We start from the raw sequence: 24421 nt of genomic DNA, 5'->3' as shown, positions 1-24421 counted from the left end.
GCATACTGTAATTATAAATCATCAAACATATTACGCAGGCTATTAAGGGTAGCTCTGCCTCGCGCTTTATTTGCTTCTGGGTTTTTCTCACCATTTCCCTCCACTTCCAAATCCTCTTGGGGTAGCTCGTCAAGAAAACGACTCGGTGTGCAATCAAGCAACTCACCGAACTGCTTACGCTGCCTAGCGAGTGTTATGGTCAGGGTTCGCTTCGCACGAGTCACACCTACGTAAGCTAAACGGCGTTCCTCTTCTATATCACCGTTTTCAATACTATTGCGATGCGGTAACAGTTCCTCTTCCATCCCCATCAGAAACACATGCGAAAACTCCAACCCTTTTGAAGCATGAAGGGTCATAAGCTGCACGCGATTGGAGTCATCTTCCTCCTCCTGCCGGTCCATTAAGTCCAGAAGAATCAAACGGGCAATCGCCTCTTCAATACCTGCATCAGGATCATCTTCCTGAAGCCGTTCAAGCGTATTTTTAAGGGAATCCACAAGAAACCAAACATTCTGCAGGCGCTTTTCAGCCACATTGTCACTGGACGCGTTTTGGTAGAGCCAGCCTTCATAGTCGATGTCATAGATCAGATCTTTGATTGCCGCTATAGGATCGCCCTCGTAACATTGTCGGTATTTATCATGTAACCAACGGGTGAAGCGCCTTAACTTTTCTACAGCGCTGGCAGAAAGATGTTGTTCCAGCCCCACCTCTTCACAAGCATCAAATAAACTAACATCTCGCTCTGATGCGTACTCCCCTAGCTTTTGCAAAGTTGATGGGCCAATTTCCCTACGGGGAAGGTTAATGATACGCAAGAAAGCGTTGTCATCATCTCGATTAACCAACACCTTGAGATAACCCATTAAATCTTTTATTTCAGCACGCGCGAAGAACGATGTACCTCCCGATAATTTATAGGGTACTTGGTAGGCTTGTAGCTTCACCTCCAACAGGCGTGCCTGAAAATTACCTCGATAGAGGATTGCGAAATCTTTAAAGGGCGTGTGTTTGCGTAAGTGATTATCGAGTATCTCCGTTGCTATTCTCTCACATTCAGCATCTTCGTTACGGGTGTGGATAACCCTAATGGGATCACCAAACCCCATTTCACTCCAGAGAGTTTTTTCGAACGTATGAGGATTGTTGGCAATTAAAGTGTTCGCAGCTTTTAGAATACGGCTAGTAGAGCGGTAATTTTGCTCTAGTTTAACCACTTTCAAACTTGGGAAATCAACCTGTAGCTGTTCTAAGTTCTCCGGCCGCGCTCCGCGCCAAGCATAAATAGACTGATCGTCATCACCTACGACTGTCAAGGCTCCTCGGTGGCCTACGATTTGCCTGACCAAGCGATACTGGCTTAGGTTGGTATCCTGATACTCGTCCACGAGCAGATAGCGGATGCGATTTTGCCATCGTTCAAGCACATCAGGATGCTCTTCAAATAACTGCACCGGCACCAAAATTAGATCGTCAAAATCCACAGCATTGTAGGCGCGCAAATTACGGTTATAAGCTTCATAGGCTCGCGACGCCAAGATTTCTTGAGGACCAACCGCACGGGCTTGTGCTGATTCCGGAGAAACCATCTCGTTTTTCCAATTTGAAATCATATTACGCACATAATCCACTTGATCACTGTCTTCGTCATGATGCAGTAATAAGTCTTTTATCAGCGTTTTACTGTCTTGATCGTCGAATAACGAGAAACCTGACTTTAATCCAAGTTTTTTATGCTCTCGACGAATAATACTCATACCCAAATTATGAAACGTCGAAACCGTTAACCCTTTCGACTTCCCCTGTAGAATCTGTCCTACACGCTCTTTCATCTCACGAGATGCTTTATTGGTGAAGGTGACCGCAGCAATGTGACGCGCTTCTATGCCACATTGTTCAACCAAATAGGCAACCTTACGAGTTATCACACTGGTTTTTCCTGAACCAGCACCGGCCAAAACCAATAGTGGACCACTGATATAACGAACCGCTTCACGCTGCCGAGGATTGAGTTGGCTCATAAGACAAATTATTACCGATAATTAAAGTACAGGATGAATAAAGCACATTTCATCTGCGCTTATCATTTAAAACACTTGTTTGACCCACTCAGGCTTCGTGGTAGAGTTGGGGTTAAGACGATAGGTTCATTATATACAATTGAGCTATCAATGCGGTTAGGTCCGTACCCTTTTTTACTAGGGATATACCTGTAGTAGTCTGCAATGAGATACTCAAACACGACGCCAATCAAGATTCTTGTGTATTCGCCGCAGGGCAATCCCCAAGCACTGTTAGCCCCCCACTTTACAGGGGAGCTGGTTGTCGACTATGTTAACAGCCTGTCTAAAGCGCTAGCACACATCTCGGATAGAAGCCCTAATCTGTTTTTAGTTCATTGCCCTGCTGATGAAATATTAAGCAGCTTAGATACCTACCAGCCTTTTTTTGATCTCCCTTTTATCCCCGTCATTGCGATCCATGAACAGATCCCCTGTGAGTTGGGCGAAACATTGCTGAAAGCCTCCTTCGCTGATTATATTTCAACGAATAACCTGACTCAGGAGTCGCTTTCGAGAAGTTTTCGTTTACTCACTCAAGCGCAAATTAAAGAGTCTGAAATCGCCTATTTACGCGATTCAGACGCTTTGACTAAAGTGAATAATCGATCGCGTTTCGGTAGCGCAATGACAGAAAAGCTCCACCGCGTGACGCAACGTCAGCATGGATTAGCCTTACTCACCATCGACATCGATGACTTGAAAGGCTTTAACCAGCGCATGGGACACAGTGCCGGCGACTTGATCATTCGGGAGCTATGCAACCGTTTACTAACATGTGCGCATAAGTATGAGGTTTTTCGTCTTGGCGGGGATGAGTTCGCACTCTTAATAGAGACACCGTCTCAAGATTTAATTCACAGCGCAACACAGAAAGTGCTTGAAAAGCTCGTCCTACTTTTGCATCAAAGTTTTGATCTATTTGGGCAAGAAAACATACTTGGCACGAGCATCGGCGTAACCTACGCACCGGATCATGGTATGGATGCTGACACCTTAATGGTCCAAGCCAGCCACGCAAGACGCCGAGCTAAGCGTATGCACGGTTGCAGCTTTTCAATTTTTGAGCCTGAGCGGGACATTACCTCACCGCGTCAAAGCTCTCTTGAGGCTGACCTCTGGAATGCACTCAAGAAGGAGCAGTTTGAACTTTACTACCAACCCCGCATTGCACTGAAAACCGGAAAGATCGTAGGAGCAGAAGCCCTGATTCGCTGGCATCACCCACGACATGGCTTAGTGATGCCAAACGACTTTATTCCTATCGCCGAACATACCGGGCAAATTGTGCCAATTGGTTTTTGGGTTATCCAACAAGCAGGGCGCGATCTAAAGCAGATACGAAGTAAAGGTTTCCATCTTGAAAAATTGGGCGTTAACCTGTCATTTCGCCAGTTCCAAAATGATTACTTAGCCAATACCATTGCGCGTATTGTTGCATCCGAATCCATTGATACCCGCATCTTAGAGTTTGAGCTAACAGAAACCTCTCTATTTAGCGACGACCAGCATGTGCAACACAGCGTTGAGCAACTTTGCCAGCAAGGGTTTGACTTCTCGTTAGATGACTTTGGCACAGGCTATTCCTCCTTTGCTTTGCTCCAAAAACTTCCTATTAGTGCGCTGAAAATAGATCGTTCTTTTGTAGCCAAGCTGCCCGACAGTGCAGATGATATCGAAATTATTCGCGCCGTTATTAGCCTCGCCCATAATCTCAATATGTGCGTTATTGCCGAGGGAGTAGAAACCAAAGCACAGCTGGAGTTTTTGATCCAAAATGACTGTGATCAAGTACAGGGGTTCTTTTTTAGCCAACCTGTACCCCTAGCCGATTTTATGAAAATGCTGACGACGGGCCAGCAAGACCCTCCCTAAAGCCTAACGCCTCCGTTAAGTCTGCTCGTTCAACCTGCTCACTTCCCCGAAGGTCAGCCAAGGTTCTGGCGACTTTCATTACCCGATGACAAGCACGGGCTGATAAACCAAAGCGCTCAGCCGCAGCCGCTAATATATTTCTGTCATCGCTACTTAAAACACAGTAGGTCTCCAGCATTTTAGCTGTGAGCAGACTGTTACGGCACCCTTGCCGGCGGTGTTGCCTGTCCAGTGCCAGCGATACCCGCTCTGCTACTACTACGCTTGTTTCAGAAGGTAACTGATCTAGTTTAAGCAACGTCTGCGGCGGTAAGGCCTGCACATTAACGAAGAGATCGATGCGATCCAGTAAAGGACCTGAGAGCTTATCTTGATAGCGCCTGATTTGATCTGGTGTACAACGGCACCGGCCACTCGGATCGCCAGCATACCCACAAGGGCACGGATTAAGCGCGCCTATTAATTGAAACCTTGCGGGATAGTGGGTTTGCCGTGCCGCTCGGGAGATCAATATTTCGCCCGTTTCTAAAGGTTCGCGCAAAACCTCTAAAACCTTTCTGGAAAACTCTGGTAACTCATCTAAAAAGAGCACGCCTTGATGAGCTAAAGAGATCTCACCTGGTTTCGGGTGACTACCGCCTCCTACTAGGGCTGCTGCCGACGCTGTGTGATGGGGCGACCTGAAAGGCCGAACACCCTGACATATCGCCTCAACCGGCAAACCAGCTACCGAGTATACTGCTGCCGTATCAAGACGTTCCTCTTCCGTCAGCTTAGGCAACAATCCCGGCAACCGTGCCGCCAGCATACTTTTACCGCTACCTGGTACGCCACTCAATACCAAATTATGACCGCCTGCTGCTGCAATTTCTAAAGCGCGTTTTGCTTTTAATTGACCTTTAACATCCGATAGATCCCATTGGTTAGGAGCTGAGCTGGATATAGGCTGAGTCGGAACAACTTGCTCCAGTTGCATTTTCCCGCTCAGGGCCGCGCATATATCGAGAAAATGGCTTGCCGCTCTGACATCCAGCCCTCGAACTAATGCCGCTTCCTCACGGTTATCCTTTGGAATCCAGAAAGCACGCCCTTGTTTTTTACAAGCCACCGCTGCAGGCAAGACACCTGTAACTTGGCGTAACTCCCCCGACAAGGCTAATTCACCCAAGAGTTCTGTCTTCTCTAATATATCAGCGGGAAGCTGTCCAGATGCCACCAAAATGCCAACAGCGATAGCTAGATCGTATCGCCCACCCTCTTTGGGCAAGTCGGCAGGAGCTAAATTAATGGTAATTCGTCGTTGGGGGAACTCAAAACCTGAGTTAATAATGGCACTACGAACACGTTCTTTACTTTCACGCACCGCCGCTTCTGGCAGCCCAACTAGTGCTAACGCAGGCAAACCTGCCGACAAGTGAACCTCGACCGTGACAGCAGGTGACGATACGCCCAACTGAGCGCGGGTATGAACAATAGCGAGAGACATGCATCCTTCCGTGGACGAAAACCGATGAGTTAGGTTAGATATTTTCCATAATTAGCTGCTCATAGAGCAACTCAACGCTCAGTAGATTACCAAAGTACTCGCCTTGCATAAAGTCCACACCCTGTTGCGCTAATTGCAATCGCTGCCCCGCAGACATAACGCCATCTGCAGCCAAAGGAATTTCAAGATCTGAAGCCATATCAGCGACCTTTTCTAGCAGTTTACGTCGCTTAGGGTCTAGCGACATGTCATGCACCAACCCCTGATCCAGTTTGATCAGTTGAGGCTCCAACTCTTTTAATTGCTGCAAGGGTGGTAAGTAATCACTCAGCCCATTCAGTACAATCCTAAACCCCAAAGCCTCTAAATCAAACAAGACCCCTTCATGGTCTCGGGTTTCGATAGCATCAACCTCTAGCAGCACCAAATTTCTGACCAGTTCGGAAAGGTGCAGCCTTGTTGTCATGAACTCCATGAAAGACGGAAGCTCCAGCACATCAGGAGGAATACGTACAATCACTCCCTCAAATCCTTTCTGCTGAGATAACGTCTGTAAAGGGGCTTCAAGCTGATTAAATATCAACCCTAAATAGGTATGCCACCCTGCTGCCCCGTCTAAAATTTGGGTGAGTAGATACTCTTCTTCGCCCACACAAGGGACACCTTTTACTAAAGGTATCAACTGAGCGGCCTCAATTCGATGGCTATGCACACCATAGATAGGGCGAAACCCCATATCTAAATTCTGCACATCGGGTTTTATTAGCTCGGCTAGGTCTTTTAGATGCAGCGCTTTTCGCTGGCGTATCGGGTCATATAATCTAACGCCAGATATACCTGAACGCAGCTGGGCTTTCAGCGCTTGCTCTGCTGCTCCTAATAACTCCGCCGCATCACTGGCCTGTAAAGGCGCTAATGCGACCCCTACTGAGGCACTCAAGTGCACTTCTCGCCGCTGGTAGCGCACACCATAAGACAACTGCTCGACTAAGCGATGCGCCACAGCTAGCACGGCCTCTTCACTTTCGATGCGTGCTAACTGGACAATAAACTCATCATCACCAGCCCGCAGAAGAGTGTCATCTTCTCTCAAAGTGCCTAGTAAACGCACAGCAATCTCTTCAAGTATATCGTGATTAGTCTCGCCTAAATTTTCCTGTATCCAGCTAAAGCGCTCGATATGGATTTTCAATAAGCCGACCTGCCTTCCTGATTTTACTGCTGATCGAATATAGGCATTAAGTGCCGATTTGAAACGCGGAACCTGATCGGTCGCATTACCGGTTAAGAATTGAGCGTAAAGGTGAGGCTGTTCTGCGCAGCGTTCAACGGCCAAAACAGCATGGTCAGCCATAGGCGGATAAATAATGCGTGCATTATATAACGTATGTTCATCAAATAAGCGCAACGAAGTTTCTGCAACGCCTTGCGTTACTGCCTCATTCAGCAGGGTAGTGAGCACATCAGCCACAGCAACTGCGTGCAGATCCGCCAATGCAGTACCTTTAATACACACATCTGAGCCAAACAAACCGATATATTCTTCTGTAGCATGGACGTAATGCCCCTTCACATCCAGCCACGCAAGGTGATTCCTCATTCCTTTCGCCCCTTCTACTTCCGACGATACAACACCTTTAAAATTACTGCTCAGTGCTGGCTTTCGCTTCTAAAGCCTCAACACGCTTTTCCAGTTGCTCAACTAGGGTACGAGTCCGCGCCAATACCGCACTTTGTGCATCAAACTCATCTCGTGTAACCAAATCCATTTTGCCTAGCGCGCTTTGCATCATCGCACGCACTTGTGACTGCCCAGGCAATTCTGCGCCATTATTGAGTGTATTCATCACCTGTGTGAACTGTGCGGATAAGCCTTCTAGTATCTTGTCATTCATTCTTTATTCTCTGATATTTTGAGCGGTTTAACACACTATAACCGCTGAGTTCATCATCTTCTATCGATCCAAACAGCTTTCGCTATATAAACCCACCTATCAAGCGCACCAAAAACGATCACGCACCAAAGGCGTGCATCTTTTCTTATCACCAGCCGTCTAGTTATGAGCAAAAACGCCCAAAAAAAACCTTAACCCTATGTTTATTATAACTTTTCATAATTCAGGCACAGGATTCGCTTAGTCCCAAGCAACCGTTTCGAGTCACCAAGCCCGTAAGCGGCCGGTGGAAAAAACAGTTTAGCAAGAGGGAAAAGCCCCATGAAACTAGTATCGGCAATTATTAAGCCATTCAAATTAGATGATGTACGTGAAGCGCTTTCAGAAATCGGCGTACAAGGCATCACGGTCACTGAAGTAAAAGGCTTTGGCCGTCAAAAAGGTCATACCGAGTTATACCGAGGCGCTGAGTATGTCGTCGACTTTCTACCGAAAGTCCGCGTTGATGCCGCCGTGTCTGATGAAATTGCTGAGCAAGTAGTTGATGCAATTAGCCAAGCAGCACAAACAGGAAAGATTGGTGATGGAAAGATTTTTGTCATGTCGCTTGAGCAAGTGATCCGTATTCGTACTGGCGAAGCGGGCGATGACGCACTGTAAATAGATTAAAAAGATCGAGCCTGACGGAGGGCAGACGAGATGGAAGAGTTATTAAAATCAACAGCGAGTGACTTAACACAGCTGAAATATGCAGTAGACACGTTCTACTTTCTCATTTGTGGCGCGTTGGTAATGTGGATGGCAGCAGGTTTTGCCATGTTAGAGGCAGGTCTTGTACGTGCCAAAAATACCACAGAGATTCTGACCAAGAACGTCGCATTATATGCAATCGCCTGTACCATGTACCTGCTTTGTGGTTACTTCATCATGTACAGCTCTGACGAAGGCGGTATTCTGCCAAACCTTGGGGCACTGATTGGTGATGAGAACGCCTTAGACGCCGTATTATCAGGCGGGGACGACGCACCTTATTACTCCGCACGTTCTGATTTCTTCTTTCAGGTAGTCTTTGTTGCTACAGCTATGTCTATCGTATCCGGTGCGGTGGCTGAGCGTATGAAGCTATGGGCATTCTTGGCTTTTGCTGTTGTCATGACGGGTTTCATCTACCCAGTAGAAGGCTACTGGACATGGGGTGGTGGCTTCTTAAGCGAAGCAGGTTTCTCCGACTTTGCTGGTTCAGGTATTGTCCACATGGCAGGCGCAGCAGCAGCACTAGCAGGCGTACTGGTGCTAGGTGCCCGCAAAGGTAAATACGGTAAAAATGGCCAGATCAATGCGATCCCTGGTGCAAACCTGCCGCTCGCGACACTGGGTACTTTCATCCTGTGGATGGGCTGGTTCGGTTTCAACGGCGGCTCGGAACTCAAACTGTCTGATGTGGGCGAAGCTAATGCCGTAGCTCAGGTGTTTGTTAATACCAACGCGGCAGCAGCAGGTGGTGTCATCGCAGCTCTCATTACAGCTCGCTTACTCTTCAAGAAAGCTGACTTGACCATGGCACTTAACGGCGCATTGGCTGGCCTTGTGGCAATAACAGCAGACCCTCTTTCACCAACGGCTCAATTCTCAACCCTTATTGGAGCCCTTGGCGGTGTGTTGGTTGTGTTCTCTATCCTAACACTGGATAAGCTACGCATTGATGACCCAGTCGGTGCTATTTCAGTTCACGGTGTAGTAGGTATTTGGGGACTTCTGGCGGTGCCTTTGAACAACGCAGATGCCACCTTTGGTGCTCAGATTTTAGGTATTGTCTCTATCTTTGGTTGGGTATTCTGTGCAAGCTTGGTTGTATGGCTAGTACTCAAAGCGGTAATGGGTATCCGTATCAGCGAAGAGGAAGAGTACGAAGGTGCTGACATTGCTGAGTGTGGCATGGAGGCATACCCAGAGTTCAAATCTGCTGGAAAGTAATTAAACTTAAGTCTCAATCCATAACTTCAAGGGTGCTTCGGCACCCTTTGAGCGTTTTTCCAACAATGCGCAACCTCGAAAATAGGGGTATACTGAGCGCCATATTTACTGAGTATGCTCGACTGCCGGTATTGCAGCCGGCACAGAAGGAGACGTCTATGAAACTTGTGAGTGCGGTTATCAAACCTTTTAAGCTGGATGATGTGCGCGAAGCCTTATCTGAAATTGGCATTCAAGGGGTCACTGTTACCGAAGTAAAAGGCTTTGGTCGTCAGAAAGGCCACACTGAGCTCTACCGTGGGGCTGAATATGTAGTGGACTTCCTACCTAAAGTAAAAATCGAAGTCGCCATCGATGAAGATATGCTGGATCAAGTTATTGAAGCTATCAGTAAAACAGCCAATACTGGAAAGATTGGGGATGGCAAAATATTTGTTATGCCACTAGAGCAAGTCATCCGTATTCGTACTGGCGAAAGTGGTCCAGACGCGCTTTAGGCAATACCGGTTACCCAAAAGCACCTTTCTTTAAAGGTGCTTTTTTTTGACCTCACGTCATTTAAGTATCATATTAGAGACACTTTTGACTTGGATCATAAAGAGGCTATTTTAAAACTGTATGATATGCGGTAGCCAAACTTACCCTATGAGATTAGATATTCAACCATGAGCCAACGGAATGGTCTTAGCGAAACTCAGCTGCATATAATTCACCAGGTTTATACACCGTTTGATGATGCCCACATTGGTGTTGCCTGTATTGATGCACAAGGATTTTGCTTACTGTCTAATCCACAATTTTCCGCAATCTTAGGCTTTCATGGAGAAAGTTTAGCGGGAAAGCCGCTCGACAAAATTTGTCCGCCTGAGCATTACGAAGCAACCAAAGCAAGGCTACAAGCCCTTTTCAATAATCAGCTGGGCAGCTACAAGCTTAGGCGGGATCTCTACAAAAAGAATAACGAAATTTTCACAGCATCTGTTTGCGTTTCAGCCATTAGAGACGAAAAGAACCAAGTTATTGCAGCCATTATCATTATATCCGATGTTGCCATTGATACGACCCACGAACTTGAATTAAAGAAACTATCCTACGCTGTTGAAAACAGCGGCAGCGCAGTGCTGATTACAAATGCCGAGGGGTTGATTGAATATACCAACCCTCGTTTTTCAGAAGTCACAGGGTACTCGCCTCTAGAACTAATCGGAAAGAAGCCCAGCCTGCTTCGCTCCGATCAAACATCAGACCACATTTATAAAGGTTTATGGCACAACATTCTCAGCGGAAAGCAATGGAGAAACACCCTTCTTAACCGTCGAAAAGATGGTTCTGAATATTGGTCATTCCAATCTATATCACCTATTTATGACCAGAACGATACCCTAGTTAACATCGTCTCAGTTAGTGATGACATCTCCCATATTAAAGAGCATGAGCGCCAGATGGAGCAGCTTGCTTACTTTGATGCATTGACAGGTCTTGGGAATCGCCGACGTTTTCGTGATGATTTAGATAACTTGATCCACAAACCCGCAGAACAAGTATCCGCGTTACTGCTACTGGATCTAGACCACTTTAAGCAAATAAACGATACGCTCGGACACGATACTGGTGATGAGTTACTGATGGCGATAGCGAACCGTCTTCGTTTTTGTACAAATGAAGCCTCATCTGTGTATCGCTTAGGAGGAGATGAATTTACCGTCCTCGTCCATACTGCGGACTCTACGGAAGACCTGATTACCTTAACGACCGAAATTCTTTCACTACTCGGCCAACCGTTACATATTGGCCCGCATGAAATACAAGCCACCGTAAGCATAGGCATAACACTCATTCATACAGATGGTGACGATGCCAGCGGCCTTTTAAAGAATGCTGACTTAGCGATGTACGAAGCAAAACGCTCAGGTAGGAACACATTTGCGTTTTTTCACCCTAAAATGGATCTAGAAGCTAAACGAGCATTATCATTAGAGCTTGATCTTCGCCATGCCATCGATCATGAAGCGTTGCATTTACTTTATCAACCGATCATGGATTTAAGAACAGGCCGGGTCGTTGCGGTAGAGGCGCTCTGTCGATGGTGTCATTTGCTCGATGGGGAAATCGAGCCCTCTGAGTTTATCGAAAAAGCAGAAGAGACCGGCCTAATACTCCCCTTAGGACGTTGGGTAATCAAAGAAGCGCTCGCCATGCTAATGCGTCTGTTAAATAGCCAGCTACCTACGATTAATCTGTCGATTAACCTTTCAACACGACAGTTAGAAGATCCCCTACTTATCCCAACGTTTAAGGCGCTGATTGAAGAGCACCCAAGTATTAAACCCAACCTAACCTTGGAAATTACGGAGGGAGTTTTACTCCAAAACCCTCAACAATCAACCGACACACTTCATGCACTCAAGCAGTTGGGAATATCCTTGGCCATTGATGATTTTGGTACAGGCTTTTCTTCACTGAACTATTTAAAGAAGATGCCAGTAGATATTCTTAAAATTGATAAAAGTTTCATTGCAGACCTGCCCCATGATGAGGACAGTGCAGCCATCACAGAAACTATTATTGCTATGGCAGAGCGCCTACAACTGACTCCCTTAGCAGAGGGTATAGAGACACTCGAACAAAAGCAGTTCTTGATTAGCAAACAATGCTTTATGGGTCAGGGTTTTCTTTACAGCAAGGCGATCACTGAGGCCCAGCTATTCGAAATGCTCGCAAAGCAGCAGGACCACTGACTAGACACGCTCCAGCGTTAGATCACTTACAGGGGTTCATCGGCAGATGAATTCTTATGCTCAAACCACCTTCCGGGTAGTGTTCCGCCACAATAGTACCATTCAACCGTTCAATCGCTCGTTTAGCGATACTCAGCCCCAGCCCATAGCCGTTGGTATCATTATTATGACGATAAAAAGGCTCAAACAAACAGGATAGCGTATCTTTAGACACCCCTTTTCCATGATCGCTTATCACGATCTCGTAATGGCTGTTACTCTCTTGAATAACGACATCAACAGGACAGTCACTGTCTGTATGCTTGATAATATTATTGAATAGATTATTGATCGCTCTGGAAAACAGCTCAGGATTACCTTGATAAACACCTTGTGTTTTCAACACGGGCGCCCAACTAATAGGCCGTTCAGGCTGGGTGAAAAGCAGGTCATCAATCGCCTGTTGCAGCAACTCCACCAGATTGAACGTCCCTTGTGTCGCATCAAGATTATTGAGTCTTGCCATAGACAGCATCTCATCAATCAAACGACTCAGGCGCTGGCACTCTAAATCTATCCGCTGGCTAATTTTACTATCACTACCCAGCTTTTGTTCAGCAAGCCCCGCAGCCACTTGCATACGTGCTAAAGGGGCACGCAATTCATGTGAGACATCCTGGACCAAGCGCTGCTGGGATTGCAGCGTTAACTCCACATAACGTGCCATTTGATCAAACTCTCTAGCCAAATCACCAATTTCATCCCCCCGTTTTAGCAGTGAGGGATCAATAGATACCGGCTCTTCCCCGCTATGTAATTGATTAACGTAGCCCTTTAAACGATTCACGGGCCTGACAACGATGAGCGTCAATAACAAGCTTGCCAAGGTAGCCGCGATTAAGACAAAAACAGCCTGAACAGATAACAGAAACGACTGAAGGCGCGCTAAATGGCTTCTCACAGGATCTAACGGCAAACGAACTTGGTACGCAATCCCACGCTCTGATGTAAATTTGAAAGCCAGTTGATCGCTCTGCTGTGTCCGGGGTGCAGCACCGAAAATCAACCTGCCTGAAGCATCATAAATCTGCAACGGGAGTATCCGCGGATGGCGACGACGGCGTTCCGTTCGCTCATCATCGTCCCCATCATCGTAACGGTGATTAGATGACAGCCCGCCTTCGTAGCGACTGATCATATTTTCCGCTTGAAGGCGGGCTTTATATTCCAGCGTATCTCTTACACTATCCCGCTCGATAATCCCCCCCACCACAGCGACTGTTGCGAGGATCACCCCAAAGCTGGCCAGCCAAAAAGCAAAAAATATTTTCCAAAAAAGTCGATTAAAACGTAACATCAATTCTCCGCCACTAAGAGGTAACCTTCTCCTCTAACCGTTTTGATCAATTCCTGCCCTTTGATGAAAGGGGCCAATTTTTGCCTGACTCGACTAACATGCACATCAATAGCTCGGTCATAAGCGGTCAAATTCCGATGAAGTACCCGCTCTGTCAGCGCGGATTTACTGATAATTTCTCCTGGGTGCTGCATAAACTGATGTAGCACGTTGAACTCTGCACTGGTCATATCGATACAATCTGCACCATACGAGACCTCCCGTTTGGTAGGATCTAACGTAATACCCCAACAGGTCAGTCGGCTGCCTTTAGGTGCTGGCATAGTTCCGTGGGCGCGACGTAAGACAGCACGTATTCTCGCCAACAACTCCCGAGGATTACAGGGCTTTGACAAATAATCATCGGCCCCCATTTCCAACCCTAGTATGCGATCAATATCCTCACCTCTGCCGGTCAGCATAATAACAGGCACAGACCAAGCAGGCCGCAATTGCTGAAGCAAGGCCAAACCGGAGATTCCCGGCATCATAATATCCAAAACCGCTAAATCAGGTTTTAAACCTGACTCTATCGTTTTTAACGCTGCTTCTCCGCTATTTGCAACAGACACCACCAATCCTTCCGCTTCTAGGTAATCCATCAGCAAATCGGTCAATTCTTGATCATCATCAACCAGTAGTATATGTGCTTCACTCATATCCTATTCCCCGCATTAACTAACCTCATTGTATGCGATCAAATCAGCAGAACGACACGCCTTTACCAAACTTTACACCCGCGTAACCCAACTTAGCATTGCGTTAGCGCACACTAGACTCATCAATAAAAACACGGAGAACCACCATGAAAAAGTTAACAATGGCACTTATTGCTCTACCGATATTAGCAATCGGTACAACAACCATTGCAGGTATGAAGTACGCATCAGATGATGACCGATGCGAGCGAGGTGAGCGTTACTCTCAAGAGGATCGGCAAAAGAGAAATCCAGATAAAATGGTTGAACGGCTGGCTAAAAAACTAGAGTTAAGCCAAACACAGAAGAACGAAGTGAAGCAGCTATTTATCAATAAACAACAGCAACGTGAAACCATGCGTGAGCAGATGCAATCGCTTCACAAAACACTTCGAGGGCTTGATCCAAGTGCAGCTGACTATGCCAGCGCCCTAGCACAAGCTAAACAAAAAGCAGCCTTTATGGCCGAAAGCAAAATCGATGAGCGTATGCACATGAAAGCAGCTATGCAAAAGATTCTGTCGCCAGAACAAATGGCGCAATTTGAAGCAATGCAGAGCAAACGCAAGCACCATCAAGGAATGGAGCGTTAATCCATAATTGCGACAGCCTACGAAAAGCCTAGGTTTTGACACTTAGGCTTTTTCATCTATTTATCACATTTCTGTCAAAGCCTTCACATAACAGTAACAATTATTGGCAACAATCGCCCCCTTTCCTGTATTCTATCCAGCGGTCTATTTTTCAATCACGGATGCGATTAATGCCATTAAAACGGATAAGCCAACTTATCTTTGTACTTATTTTACTGCTGTGTGCTTATGTATTAGCACAACTCAGCTGGCAGGTTATTGCCCTTTTCTATCCAAATACAACGCAAACACTTGATACGGCATCCTCGCCAACGATCAGTCAGGCCGTTCCCTCTCAGCAAGATTATCTACAACGTATCAGAGCAGCTAATCTGTTCGGCACTCCCGTTGATAACACTAAAGACATTGCCCCGAAAACCGTCATAAAAACCGATAACATCCGCGAAACACGCCTAAATATCACGCTACTTGGGCTAATAAAAGGTGATAATAGTGTCGCAGTGATTAACTACCAAGGTAAGCAAGGCGCCTATAAAGAGAATGAGTGGATTGCAGATCAAGGGCGCACTAAAGTGCGGCTAATCTCTATTGAGACTGACCATATCATTATTGAAAATAACAGCGTACCTGAGAAGCTACTCCTGCCTGATGCAAAACGCCCTCAGTCGTTTTCTACCGCCTCTAGTGCACGATCAGGTAGTCCATCACAATCTATTGACTTTGGATCGGATAACATTCAAAACCTGATTGGCGGTAACATCCGCGAGGTAATGAGCTCCGACCCGCTTTCCCTGATGAAATATATGAGCCTTGTCCCTGAAAAATCAGGCAACGCTATGACGGGCTATCGTATTAATGCAGGGCAAGACAAACGGCTACTGCAGGCCACTGGAATCAAGCCTGGAGATATCATTACTCACTTGGATGGTGTCCCCGTTAACACCATCGACATCTCCAAATTTTATCAACTTCTGCAAACCGCTAACCATGTTGCTTTAACACTACGTCGCAACGGAAAACCGGTCACAATGGATATTAGGCTGTAATGAAAAACCTACGTCACTTTCTCAAACCTCTTTCCCTTGCCCTTCTGTTAGGTTGCTCACTCGAAGCCTACTCACAAGATTACACCCTCGATATGCGAGGTGTTGATATTCGCGAGTTCATCAACACCATCTCCAAGATGACAGGCAAAACCATCATTACGGATGACAAAGTACGTGGCAAAGTTGATATCCAAAGCCCTTCTCAACTGACTGAAGATGAGCTTTATGAGATCTTTTTGGTACAGCTAGGCATCAGTGGTTACTCTGTAGTTGATGCAGGGAGCAATATTCTCAAAGTTATTCCGGCCCAAGGTGCTAAACTCGAAGGTTCTGAGGTATCTAGTGGCATTCCAAGCCGTAGCAGTGAAGAAATTATCACCCGTGTAGTGGAAGTAAAAAATGTTAATGCTAACCAACTAGCAGCAACCCTTAGGCCTCTTATTGATAACCGATTGGGTATTATTGCTGCTTACGACACCTCCAATGTTATCTTGTTAACTGATCGAACCTCTAACGTTCGACGTATTGCGCAGATCATCAACCAGGTTGACCAAGCTGACTCTCAGACGCTAGAAATTATTACGCTAAGCAATGCCTCGGCTAGCGAAATTGAGCGTATTCTTACCAGCCTAACCAATGACACAAAGAAAGATAAAGTAGGCCCGTCACCGGTTATTACCTCAGATAAGCGAACCAATACCCTGATTGTACGAGCAGACGACACGATGCGGGGGCGCATTCGTCGCATCGCAAAAGAGCTCGATGGCGAAGTCCAAACCACCTCCAATACTCGAGTGGTTTACCTTAAATATGCAAAAGCTAAGGATATTGTTCCGGTATTAAAAGGTGTCAGCGACACTATCATAAAAGAGGAAGGTGGCCAGACCGGCAACGCACCCACAGCACCAAGCAATAAAAGCGCACTCCATATTGATGCCCACGAACAGACCAACACAGTGGTGATGTCCGGCAGCCCCCATATCATTAAAACGCTAGAGTCCATTATTGAGCAACTCGATATACGCCGCGCTCAGGTGATGGTTGAGGCGATTATCGCCGAAGTATCCGACACAGCTTCCAAAGAACTAGGGGTTCAATGGCTGTTCTTTGATAGCAACCAGGGCAGCACTACCCCGCTAGGGGCCGTAAATTATAAGTCAGAAACCAGCACAGGTATCGTCGATCTTGTTGGGGCTGCGGCATCCAACAACGCGACAGCAGGCTTGGTACAAAATGGCCTGTCAATTGGTATTGGCCGTTTCGATCGCAATGGTTTTAGCTTCGCGGCTTTCCTTAACGCCTTAGACAAAGATACTGACTCCAACGTGCTATCCACACCAAGCCTAGTCACCATGGATAATGAAGAGGCCTTCATTCAAGTAGGCCAAGAAGTGCCCATTATTACCGGATCAACGGCCAGCTCCAACAACGATAATCCTTTCCAAACCATTGAACGAAAAGATATCGGTGTAAAGCTTAAAGTTACGCCTCAAATCAATGAGGGAGACGCGATCCGCCTGACCATTGAGCAGGAGGTTTCTTCGCTTTCAGGCATTAAAGCCTCAGATATCGTCACCAACAAACGGGTTATCTCTACCACCGTATTAGTTGATGACGGCGCCACCTTAGCACTGGGTGGCTTGATCAATGAAGATGTTCAGGAGTCTTCCTCTAAAGTGCCTCTGTTAGGCGACATACCAGGTATAGGCCAAGCGTTCCGTTCAGATGGCACTACTCACGTTAAACGCAATCTAATGGTGTTTATTCGCCCGACCATTATTCGTGATCAGCGCGTTGCAAACTCCGTTAGTCGTCAAAAATACAACTATATCCATGCACGCCAGTTGATGCATGCAGCAGGTAACCCAAATCGTTTAACGAAAGCCCCACCTCCGAGCCTGCCCCAGTGGAAGAATGATCAACCTTCGCCACCAACTATCGAAGAAGCGGCCGCAAAAGATCCACAAGTGGAAGAGATCTTTAAAATGATGGGCGGGGATCGCTGATGCCATGATCGCACAGCCTATTTTTCCTTTTACATTCGCCCGTAAACACCGCATTTTAGCCACGGCAACAGAGGACTCACAGGAGACCTCTGTCAGTGTCTGCCCAGATACTTCCTTAGAGGGCCTTCTGGAAGCAGATCGTTTATTGGGCAACACCTTGCATGTTCAGCATATGGATAGCGGAGCCTTAGATGACGCAATCAGCCTAGCCTATCAGGCGGCTGATAATGCCTTTGAGAATATCGCAGACCTCAACGATGTTATTGATTTAGATGCACTGGCTCAAAGCATTCCTGAATCAGAAGATTTGCTCGATGCTCAGGATGATGCTCCGGTCATTCGTCTAATCAACGCCCTCTTTGCTGAAGCGTTGCGTCAGCAAGCCTCTGACATTCACCTTGAAACCTTTGAGAGCAGTATGTCTGTTCGCCTAAGAGTGGATGGTGTATTGCAAGAGATTCTACAGCCTAGCCGCCCACTAGCGCCTTTACTCATATCGCGCATCAAGGTGATGGCAAAGTTAGATATTGCAGAGCGCCGCATCCCTCAGGATGGCCGCGTTTCCTTAAAAATGGCCGGTAAAGCACTGGATGTGCGCGTATCGACCATGCCGTCGATCCATGGAGAGCGAGTCGTGATGCGTCTTCTCGACAAGCAAGCGTCTCGCATGGATCTGGTACAGCTGGGCATGCCTGACAATACCTTGAAGCCCTTTACCCACCTGTTACAACAACCTAACGGCATTATTCTTGTTACCGGCCCCACAGGTTCAGGTAAAACTACAACGCTTTACGCGGGTCTCTCTCTGATTAATAACAAGAGCCGCAATATCCTCACCGTCGAGGACCCTGTGGAGTATGCGCTCGAAGGAATTGGGCAAACCCCCGTAAACCCGAAAAGCGGCATGACATTTGCCAAAGGCTTGCGCGCTATTCTACGCCAAGACCCGGATGTAGTGATGGTAGGTGAGATTCGTGATGCCGAGACGGCGCAAATTGCCGTACAGGCCAGTTTAACCGGCCACTTAGTGCTGTCCACCCTGCATACCAACGATTCGTTAGGGGCAATTACACGCCTAATGGATATTGGCATAGAGCCTTACTTGATCGCTTCATCACTCAAAGGTGTTTTGGCACAAAGACTGGTTCGTACACTCTGCCCAGCCTGCAAAACAGACTACACGCTTCAGCAAGAGGATGCTCTGGCATTAGGCGATAGCGCCCTAACCGGCCAGGTTGTTAAAGAGAGCCAAGGCTGTAACCATTGCCACCAAACCGGCTATACCGGTCGACAGGGCCTTTATGAATTGCTCCTGATCGATCCGGCGTTATCCCGTCTTATCCATGATCGTGCGGGAGAACATCTCATGGCAGCCCACGTTGAGGGCCGCTTACGCACCATGTTAGATCAGGGAAGGGCGCTTGTTATCGCCGGTGAAACCTCACCATCTGAAGTACTCAGAATGGTTAAGGAGTCAGCAGAACATGCCGTCATTTGAATATCAGGCGGTTGATCCCCATGGGAAAAAAACACGCGGTTATATCGATGCCGACTCCGAACGCCAAGCTCGCCAGAACTTGCGCGAGAAAAGTCTGATCCCCGTATCCCTGAGTGCAACTGCGCAAAAATCAGCTAGCGGCGCAACACGCAGCGGCCGAGTAGCTACTAGGGATATTGCGTTATTTACGCAACAGTTTGCCGCCTTGGTACAATCAGCCATTCCTTTAGAGGAAGCACTGCAAGTTGCTGCCGATCAAACACGAAACAAAGTGTTAAGGCGCGTTTTAAAGTCGGTGCGTAGTCGCATCCTTGAAGGGCACACACTCGCTGAGGGCATGAAAGACCACCCTAAAGTGTTCCCCCCTATTTACTGTGCGTTAGTGTCTGCTGGCGAGCATTCCGGGGACCTTGGCAAAGTACTGATGCGTTTGGCCGATTATACTGAGCGCACCCAGCAATTACGCAGTACCGTGATGCAGGCAGCTATCTACCCTGCGGTTTTAACGTTGGTATCTATCGGCGTAATCACACTATTAATGGCCTATGTTGTTCCAAAAGTGGTTGAGCAATTTGATGGTGTCGGACAACAGCTTCCTCTACTAACCCGCATCATGATCAGCATCTCTGACTTTATCGTTAATTCGGGCTGGTTGGTTCTAGCCGTGCTGATAGCTGCAAGCTTTGTTTGGAAGCAGCTCTTAAAAAACGAAGCGTTCCTTACCCGCATTCATCGCTTGATGCTTCGCATACCAGGGCTTGGAAGCTTGATTACCCAACTGGAAACAGCACGATTACTGAATACTTTAAGCATTATGGTCAACAGCGGCTCCCCGTTACTCGAGTCTCTTAAGATCAGCCGTGAAACCCTTCATAACCGCGTTATCCGACAGGCCGTGGCCGACGCCACCGAACGGGTAAGAGAGGGGCAATTGCTCAGTAAAACCCTAGCAGACAGTAAAGTGTTTCCGCCCATCTCTGTCTATATGATTGCTAACGGCGAGCACAGTGGAGAATTGGGTCAGTCTTTAGATCATGCAGCGCGCCAACAGGAGAACTTGCTCACCAGCGTTATTAGTGTCGCCACACGCTTGATAGAACCCCTGCTTATCATTATTTTTGGCGCGTTAGTACTGGCTATTGTTTTAGCTATTTTGTTACCTATTCTGCAACTTAACAACCTGACACAGTTTTAAAACGGAGAGAGTCAATGATCCGCAGCAACAAAGCACAACAACGGGGTTTTACCCTCTTAGAGATTATGGTCGTCGTGGTAATCCTAGGGCTTTTGGTAGCCATCGTTGCACCCAATGTCCTAGATAACCAAGACAAAGCGATGGTCGAGAAAGCCAAAGCCGATATTGCCGCACTTGAACAAGCATTAGATATGTATAAGCTTGATAATCACAATCACCCCACCACCGACCAAGGTTTAGAGGCACTAGTCAGCAAGCCACAAATTAATCCAGAACCCAAAAACTACCGGCCCGACGGTTATATTAAGCGCTTACCAAAAGACCCATGGGGCAACCCTTATCAGTACTTGCAACCAGGGGAGCATGGTAGCTTCGATATCTACTCTTTAGGCTCAGATGGTGATAATGGCGGCGAAGGGCAGGCAGCAGATATTGGCAACTGGTAAGCACCAAGCAGGCTTCACCTTGCTGGAGTTAATGGTTATCGTCACGTTGATCGGTTTGTTATCAGCTGCGGTAATCGTTAACTTTTCAGGGGAAAAAGAGGAAAACCCTCTAACTGGCAGCATGGCTACCTTAAAGTTACAACTTCGCAGCCTAAGCGATAAAGCGTTCATTGAGCAGCGTTGGTTGGGATTTCTATTCACCCAGCATCACTACGAATTAATGACTTTCTCATCGACACAGGGTTGGCAAAAAGTGCCCAGTTTTACTCCTAAAACATTCCCTGACGCACTGTTAGTCAGCTTAGATAGTGAAGGAAAACCCGTTCGTTTGGCCGAAGAGTCAACGATTCCTCAAATCCAAGCTTCTCCGGATGGCCTACTAACGCCCTTCAAGCTATCGCTAAGCTATTTAAACGAAACGCTAGAACTGACAGATCCTTATGCATCGGCCGAGTAAGCAGCGGGGCTTTACGCTATTAGAGGTGATGGTCGCTTTGTTTATCTTGGCCGTCTCAGCAGCGGCCTTAAGCCGGGCAGTATCACAAGCGACTGAAAGCACCTATCAACTGGAAATTCGACAACATGCGGGCTGGGTAGCGCATAACCAACTGTCGTTGGTACTCGCTGGAGCAGAGCAAAATCTAGATGGGTTTAGTCAATTTGCAGGCCAAAGCTTTTATTGGAAAGCTTCCATAGCTACTACCGAGCTGAAGAACTTTCGCCGCATCACCATAGAGGTCAGCGAAAAAAGCCAGCCTGATTATTTGCTCGCCGAACTAACAGGCTTTCAACATGAATAGCAGTACACCACAAAAACAGTCCGGCATGACCCTTATTGAACTTGTCATTGCTATAGCGATTACTGCCGTGGTTGGCCTAATCAGCGCTAATCTTTTACAAGCAATGACGGCAAACAACCAACAAATCGCCGAGCATAATGAAAAACTAGCCTATTTACAGCGTAGCTTACGTATTATCCAAGCCGACTTGGATCACATTTCCTTACCGATTAGATCCAATAAGCTACCCGAAGGGGACGATTTGATCACCGCACGAGGCTCGAGTGAGCCCGGTCTGTTGCTAGAGTTTACCCGCTTCAGAAGCCAGCCTAGTCAAAAACCGCCTTACGAGAAGTTAGAACGGGTTCGCTACCAAATAATCGAGGATACCCTAGTTCGCAAAACTCAGCCTGTAGGTCATCCCGTTAATAACAGTGATTGGTATAGCCAGACGCTATTTAGCAACATCCGCTCTGCTGAATTCTCATTTCTGTTTGCTGAGTGGCTAAACGAAATACCCGATTCCAGTAATAGCCCCCTCAAAGCGATTCAGCTCGCAATCGACCACGAACAATGGCAAGAGCTAACACTCATTAGCCTAGCGTCTGGGGCAAAAATATGACCAGACAACGTGGCGCAGCCCTGATTATGGTGTTGGGCATCATGGCGATTATTACGGTACTCGCCACGCAAGTAATGGACACGGTTCGCCAGCAAACCCAACAACATAGTGCCAGCCGCGATCTGCGCCAAGGTTACTGGTATGCCAAAGGCGGAGAAACCTACGCTCTGAGCAAGCTCGAAGACTTTATAGACAAACCGTTACTAGAAAAAGAAGATCTTGAAGTGGCCTTTCCTATTGATGGCGGGGGAGTGCGTTATCGTTTACAGCCAATGCATACTTGCTTAAATGTTAACAGCCTAAATCAAAATAAAGAGGCAAATGAAGCTCTCTACCAATTTACGACTAACGTCTGGAAACAGTTTTTAGAGCAAGAGATCAAGCTTAGTGCCGCCAGCCAAGAGATGCTCATTGACCGAATACGCGACTGGACAGACGAGGATACGTTACCCGAGGGCGGCTATGGCGCAGAAACGCCTTTCTATAGCGGCCAAACGCCTCCTCAAGCAGCGGCTGATGATGATATGGTGAGTGTGAGTGAGCTTTTGCAATTAGAAGCACTCAGCAACGAAGAAGCCGCCCTTTTACTCCCCCATGTCTGTACTCGACCGGGCGATCGAACACTTGCTTTAAACGTTAACGATCTAAACACAAGCTCCGCTCCCCTGATCAGCGCGCTGATTAAGGGTGCCATTGATAGCGTACAAATTGCAGCGGTCATTAACGACAGACCCAAAGAGGGCTATGCTCATGCTGCAGACTTTTGGCAGCACCCTATATTTAATTCCATCACCCTGAGTGACCAAACCAAAGCCGCCTTAGTTAATAAACGACATTATTTTCAATTAGAAACTGAGGTACGATTAGGCAGCGTTGAGTTCAGTCTAACTTCGTGGCTTTATATTAACGACGAAAAAAATGCCCGCGTATTGGGACGGCGTTACGGAGTAGCACCATGAGTAACATTTTACTAATCAGGGCACACGACTATCCTGCCTCTGAACTAAGCTGGGTCGTTTGGAATACACCCAAACAACTTGCCACTCAACAGGGTAAAGTCAACTCAGCCGACCTCAGTAGCCTTAAAACGTTAAATGAGGGAGCGATCACAATATTAGCCATACCCGGCGAACATGTACGTGCCTTTAATGTCAGCTTGCCTGGGAAAAAACGCACTTTGCTCAGCAGCCTACCCTTCATGATAGAGGAGCACATCAGTGAGCCTATCGAGAAAATGCATGTAGTGTCAGGACAGTTCAAAGATAATCAAATAGAAGCCTTCGCGATCACCCACGACAACATCCGTTATTGGCAAACATTAGCGTTCGAATCAGGCTTGGACATTCGTTATATCACACCTGACTATCAGCTTTTATCTACACAAGAGCCCACCACATTATGGCAAGAGGGCACTAGAGTAATGGCGCGGTTGCACCAGCTACAAGCAACCTTCAGCGAGCAAACGCTAAATTTGTTACTGCCAAAACTACAACTGGCAAACCACTGCACACTTTACACCGATTCATCTGTGCAGTTTGACTCCCTCACGGCTAAGCCGTTGCCTCGTCCATTAACAGAAGTCTTAGCAGCCAACTTTTCCCTAAAAGCACCTCCGGTTAACCTGCTGCAAGGGGACTATCAGGCTCAAAGCGCACTCCACACATTCTGGCCATTATTAAAGAAACCCGTCATCGCCGCCGCGTGCCTCATTGGGTTACTTTTCACAGGCGTCGTTTTAGATAATATGAAACTCTCTCGACAGATAGCAGATATCGACCAAGCGCTGATCGATACCTATCGCCAAAGCTTCCCTAATGCCCGCCGGATCAATGACCCTGTTCGCCAAATGCGAGCTCAGCTTCGACAGCAAAATAACCAAGGGGATAGCAGTCAATTTTTATCGTGGTTAGCGGCAGCCTCTCCATTGTTATCCACACATAATATACGCCTGCAAAATTTACGCTTTAGCCCATCTCCCGCAGCCTTAAGACTGCAACTGCAAGCCAATAGCTACAACGCAATGGAAAAACTCAACAGCGATTTACAAGCAGCAGGGCTTAATACAGAACTGGGTACTTTAGTGAAAAATCAGGATAGCGTTTCAGGTTTATTAACGCTGAAGGGGCAATAAA

Annotated in this window: 22 protein-coding genes; 16 read left to right on the top strand and 6 right to left on the bottom strand. The window is 47.0% G+C overall.

The features are described from left to right. Nucleotides 1-11 precede the first annotated feature (11 nt). Entirely contained in the window at nucleotides 12-2024 is a 2013-nt protein-coding gene (gene rep / locus F0U83_RS01180; protein ID WP_138986129.1) for a DNA helicase Rep, read from the bottom strand. A 204-nt stretch (nucleotides 2025-2228) separates the two neighbouring features. On the opposite strand from rep, the gene F0U83_RS01175 reads away from it, so the two are divergent. Continuing rightward, entirely contained in the window at nucleotides 2229-3938 is a 1710-nt protein-coding gene (locus F0U83_RS01175; protein ID WP_138986128.1) for a putative bifunctional diguanylate cyclase/phosphodiesterase, read from the top strand. Here F0U83_RS01175 and F0U83_RS01170 read toward each other — a convergent pair. The 3 genes from F0U83_RS01170 to F0U83_RS01160 are packed head-to-tail and all read right to left on the bottom strand — an operon-like array spanning nucleotide 3898 to nucleotide 7319. Then, complete coding sequence (locus F0U83_RS01170; protein ID WP_138986127.1) at nucleotides 3898-5424, bottom strand: YifB family Mg chelatase-like AAA ATPase; 1527 nt, start codon at nucleotides 5422-5424, stop codon at nucleotides 3898-3900. The two genes, F0U83_RS01175 and F0U83_RS01170, sit on opposite strands and share 41 nt — an antisense overlap. Before the next feature lie 34 nt (nucleotides 5425-5458). Continuing rightward, nucleotides 5459-7024 carry an EAL domain-containing protein gene (locus tag F0U83_RS01165; protein ID WP_138986126.1) on the bottom strand — a complete coding sequence of 522 codons (1566 nt, stop codon included), beginning with the start codon at nucleotides 7022-7024 and terminating at the stop codon, nucleotides 5459-5461. Between the two features lie 43 nt (nucleotides 7025-7067). After that, the gene (locus F0U83_RS01160) at nucleotides 7068-7319 is read right to left on the bottom strand and encodes an accessory factor UbiK family protein (protein WP_138986125.1); all 252 of its coding nucleotides are present in this window, start codon (nucleotides 7317-7319) and stop codon (nucleotides 7068-7070) included. A gap of 321 nt (nucleotides 7320-7640) precedes the next feature. On the opposite strand from F0U83_RS01160, the gene glnK (F0U83_RS01155) reads away from it, so the two are divergent. From glnK (F0U83_RS01155) to F0U83_RS01140, 4 genes are all read left to right on the top strand, one after another. Then, nucleotides 7641-7979: a P-II family nitrogen regulator gene (gene glnK / locus F0U83_RS01155; RefSeq protein WP_138986124.1), complete on the top strand. Its 339-nt coding sequence runs from the start codon at nucleotides 7641-7643 to the stop codon at nucleotides 7977-7979. Between the two features lie 39 nt (nucleotides 7980-8018). Then, a complete protein-coding gene (locus F0U83_RS01150) occupies nucleotides 8019-9293 on the top strand; it encodes an ammonium transporter (RefSeq protein ID WP_138986123.1) in 1275 nt (424 codons plus the stop codon). Nucleotides 9294-9451: 158 nt separating this feature from the next. After that, a complete protein-coding gene (glnK, locus tag F0U83_RS01145; RefSeq protein ID WP_138986122.1) occupies nucleotides 9452-9790 on the top strand; it encodes a P-II family nitrogen regulator in 339 nt (112 codons plus the stop codon). Between the two features lie 168 nt (nucleotides 9791-9958). Further along, a complete protein-coding gene (locus F0U83_RS01140) occupies nucleotides 9959-12031 on the top strand; it encodes a sensor domain-containing protein (protein ID WP_138986121.1) in 2073 nt (690 codons plus the stop codon). 22 nt (nucleotides 12032-12053) lie between these two features. Here the strand turns inward: F0U83_RS01140 and F0U83_RS01135 are convergent, their stop codons facing one another. Together F0U83_RS01135 and F0U83_RS01130 are read right to left on the bottom strand one after the other, a co-directional pair. After that, complete coding sequence (locus F0U83_RS01135; RefSeq protein ID WP_138986120.1) at nucleotides 12054-13367, bottom strand: sensor histidine kinase; 1314 nt, start codon at nucleotides 13365-13367, stop codon at nucleotides 12054-12056. After that, entirely contained in the window at nucleotides 13367-14065 is a 699-nt protein-coding gene (locus tag F0U83_RS01130) for a response regulator transcription factor (protein ID WP_138986119.1), read from the bottom strand. The genes F0U83_RS01135 and F0U83_RS01130 overlap by 1 nt, the downstream gene beginning before the upstream one ends. Nucleotides 14066-14211: 146 nt before the next feature. On the opposite strand from F0U83_RS01130, the gene F0U83_RS01125 reads away from it, so the two are divergent. The 11 genes from F0U83_RS01125 to gspL all read left to right on the top strand — a co-directional run bounded on the left by F0U83_RS01125 (nucleotide 14212) and on the right by gspL (nucleotide 24420). Further along, nucleotides 14212-14697: a Spy/CpxP family protein refolding chaperone gene (locus F0U83_RS01125; protein WP_138986118.1), complete on the top strand. Its 486-nt coding sequence runs from the start codon at nucleotides 14212-14214 to the stop codon at nucleotides 14695-14697. A gap of 170 nt (nucleotides 14698-14867) precedes the next feature. Further along, nucleotides 14868-15743 carry a type II secretion system protein GspC gene (gspC, locus tag F0U83_RS01120; protein ID WP_170221689.1) on the top strand — a complete coding sequence of 292 codons (876 nt, stop codon included), beginning with the start codon at nucleotides 14868-14870 and terminating at the stop codon, nucleotides 15741-15743. Then, a complete protein-coding gene (gene gspD, locus F0U83_RS01115; RefSeq protein ID WP_138986116.1) occupies nucleotides 15743-17749 on the top strand; it encodes a type II secretion system secretin GspD in 2007 nt (668 codons plus the stop codon). The genes gspC and gspD overlap by 1 nt, the downstream gene beginning before the upstream one ends. Before the next feature lie 4 nt (nucleotides 17750-17753). Next, entirely contained in the window at nucleotides 17754-19247 is a 1494-nt protein-coding gene (gene gspE, locus F0U83_RS01110) for a type II secretion system ATPase GspE (protein ID WP_138986115.1), read from the top strand. Next, nucleotides 19234-20442, top strand: a complete 1209-nt coding sequence (gspF, locus tag F0U83_RS01105; RefSeq protein ID WP_138986114.1) for a type II secretion system inner membrane protein GspF — start codon at nucleotides 19234-19236, stop codon at nucleotides 20440-20442. The genes gspE and gspF overlap by 14 nt, the downstream gene beginning before the upstream one ends. A gap of 14 nt (nucleotides 20443-20456) precedes the next feature. Next, on the top strand, nucleotides 20457-20888 hold the full coding sequence (gspG, locus tag F0U83_RS01100; RefSeq protein ID WP_138986113.1) for a type II secretion system major pseudopilin GspG: 432 nt from the start codon (nucleotides 20457-20459) through the stop codon (nucleotides 20886-20888). Further along, nucleotides 20848-21345 (top strand): prepilin-type N-terminal cleavage/methylation domain-containing protein, encoded by a 498-nt coding sequence (locus F0U83_RS01095; RefSeq protein WP_170221687.1) that lies wholly within the window; start codon nucleotides 20848-20850, stop codon nucleotides 21343-21345. Before gspG ends, F0U83_RS01095 begins: the two co-directional genes overlap by 41 nt. Next, a complete protein-coding gene (gene gspI, locus F0U83_RS01090; protein WP_138986111.1) occupies nucleotides 21329-21688 on the top strand; it encodes a type II secretion system minor pseudopilin GspI in 360 nt (119 codons plus the stop codon). The genes F0U83_RS01095 and gspI overlap by 17 nt, the downstream gene beginning before the upstream one ends. After that, nucleotides 21681-22289, top strand: coding sequence for a type II secretion system protein GspJ (locus tag F0U83_RS01085; RefSeq protein ID WP_138986110.1), 609 nt, complete (start codon nucleotides 21681-21683; stop codon nucleotides 22287-22289). The genes gspI and F0U83_RS01085 overlap by 8 nt, the downstream gene beginning before the upstream one ends. Next, nucleotides 22286-23248 carry a type II secretion system minor pseudopilin GspK gene (gspK, locus tag F0U83_RS01080; protein WP_138986109.1) on the top strand — a complete coding sequence of 321 codons (963 nt, stop codon included), beginning with the start codon at nucleotides 22286-22288 and terminating at the stop codon, nucleotides 23246-23248. Before F0U83_RS01085 ends, gspK begins: the two co-directional genes overlap by 4 nt. Continuing rightward, nucleotides 23245-24420 carry a type II secretion system protein GspL gene (gene gspL, locus F0U83_RS01075; RefSeq protein ID WP_138986108.1) on the top strand — a complete coding sequence of 392 codons (1176 nt, stop codon included), beginning with the start codon at nucleotides 23245-23247 and terminating at the stop codon, nucleotides 24418-24420. Before gspK ends, gspL begins: the two co-directional genes overlap by 4 nt. The last annotated feature ends 1 nt before the right edge of the window (nucleotide 24421 follow it).

The organism is Neptunomonas concharum (assembly GCF_008630635.1).
GTDB lineage: Bacteria > Pseudomonadota > Gammaproteobacteria > Pseudomonadales > Balneatricaceae > Neptunomonas > Neptunomonas concharum.
Note: the sequence above shows the minus strand (reverse complement) of the source record. Positions and strands in the feature narration are given on the sequence as shown.

Coding starts and splice junctions, on each gene's coding strand:
- rep (WP_138986129.1), bottom strand. CDS start 2,024: ATGAGCCAACTCAATCCTCGGCAGCGTGAAGCGGTTCGTTATATCAGT.
- F0U83_RS01175 (WP_138986128.1), top strand. CDS start 2,229: ATGAGATACTCAAACACGACGCCAATCAAGATTCTTGTGTATTCGCCG.
- F0U83_RS01170 (WP_138986127.1), bottom strand. CDS start 5,424: ATGTCTCTCGCTATTGTTCATACCCGCGCTCAGTTGGGCGTATCGTCA.
- F0U83_RS01165 (WP_138986126.1), bottom strand. CDS start 7,024: ATGAGGAATCACCTTGCGTGGCTGGATGTGAAGGGGCATTACGTCCAT.
- F0U83_RS01160 (WP_138986125.1), bottom strand. CDS start 7,319: ATGAATGACAAGATACTAGAAGGCTTATCCGCACAGTTCACACAGGTG.
- glnK (WP_138986124.1), top strand. CDS start 7,641: ATGAAACTAGTATCGGCAATTATTAAGCCATTCAAATTAGATGATGTA.
- F0U83_RS01150 (WP_138986123.1), top strand. CDS start 8,019: ATGGAAGAGTTATTAAAATCAACAGCGAGTGACTTAACACAGCTGAAA.
- glnK (WP_138986122.1), top strand. CDS start 9,452: ATGAAACTTGTGAGTGCGGTTATCAAACCTTTTAAGCTGGATGATGTG.
- F0U83_RS01140 (WP_138986121.1), top strand. CDS start 9,959: ATGAGCCAACGGAATGGTCTTAGCGAAACTCAGCTGCATATAATTCAC.
- F0U83_RS01135 (WP_138986120.1), bottom strand. CDS start 13,367: ATGTTACGTTTTAATCGACTTTTTTGGAAAATATTTTTTGCTTTTTGG.
- F0U83_RS01130 (WP_138986119.1), bottom strand. CDS start 14,065: ATGAGTGAAGCACATATACTACTGGTTGATGATGATCAAGAATTGACC.
- F0U83_RS01125 (WP_138986118.1), top strand. CDS start 14,212: ATGAAAAAGTTAACAATGGCACTTATTGCTCTACCGATATTAGCAATC.
- gspC (WP_170221689.1), top strand. CDS start 14,868: ATGCCATTAAAACGGATAAGCCAACTTATCTTTGTACTTATTTTACTG.
- gspD (WP_138986116.1), top strand. CDS start 15,743: ATGAAAAACCTACGTCACTTTCTCAAACCTCTTTCCCTTGCCCTTCTG.
- gspE (WP_138986115.1), top strand. CDS start 17,754: ATGATCGCACAGCCTATTTTTCCTTTTACATTCGCCCGTAAACACCGC.
- gspF (WP_138986114.1), top strand. CDS start 19,234: ATGCCGTCATTTGAATATCAGGCGGTTGATCCCCATGGGAAAAAAACA.
- gspG (WP_138986113.1), top strand. CDS start 20,457: ATGATCCGCAGCAACAAAGCACAACAACGGGGTTTTACCCTCTTAGAG.
- F0U83_RS01095 (WP_170221687.1), top strand. CDS start 20,848: ATGGCGGCGAAGGGCAGGCAGCAGATATTGGCAACTGGTAAGCACCAA.
- gspI (WP_138986111.1), top strand. CDS start 21,329: ATGCATCGGCCGAGTAAGCAGCGGGGCTTTACGCTATTAGAGGTGATG.
- F0U83_RS01085 (WP_138986110.1), top strand. CDS start 21,681: ATGAATAGCAGTACACCACAAAAACAGTCCGGCATGACCCTTATTGAA.
- gspK (WP_138986109.1), top strand. CDS start 22,286: ATGACCAGACAACGTGGCGCAGCCCTGATTATGGTGTTGGGCATCATG.
- gspL (WP_138986108.1), top strand. CDS start 23,245: ATGAGTAACATTTTACTAATCAGGGCACACGACTATCCTGCCTCTGAA.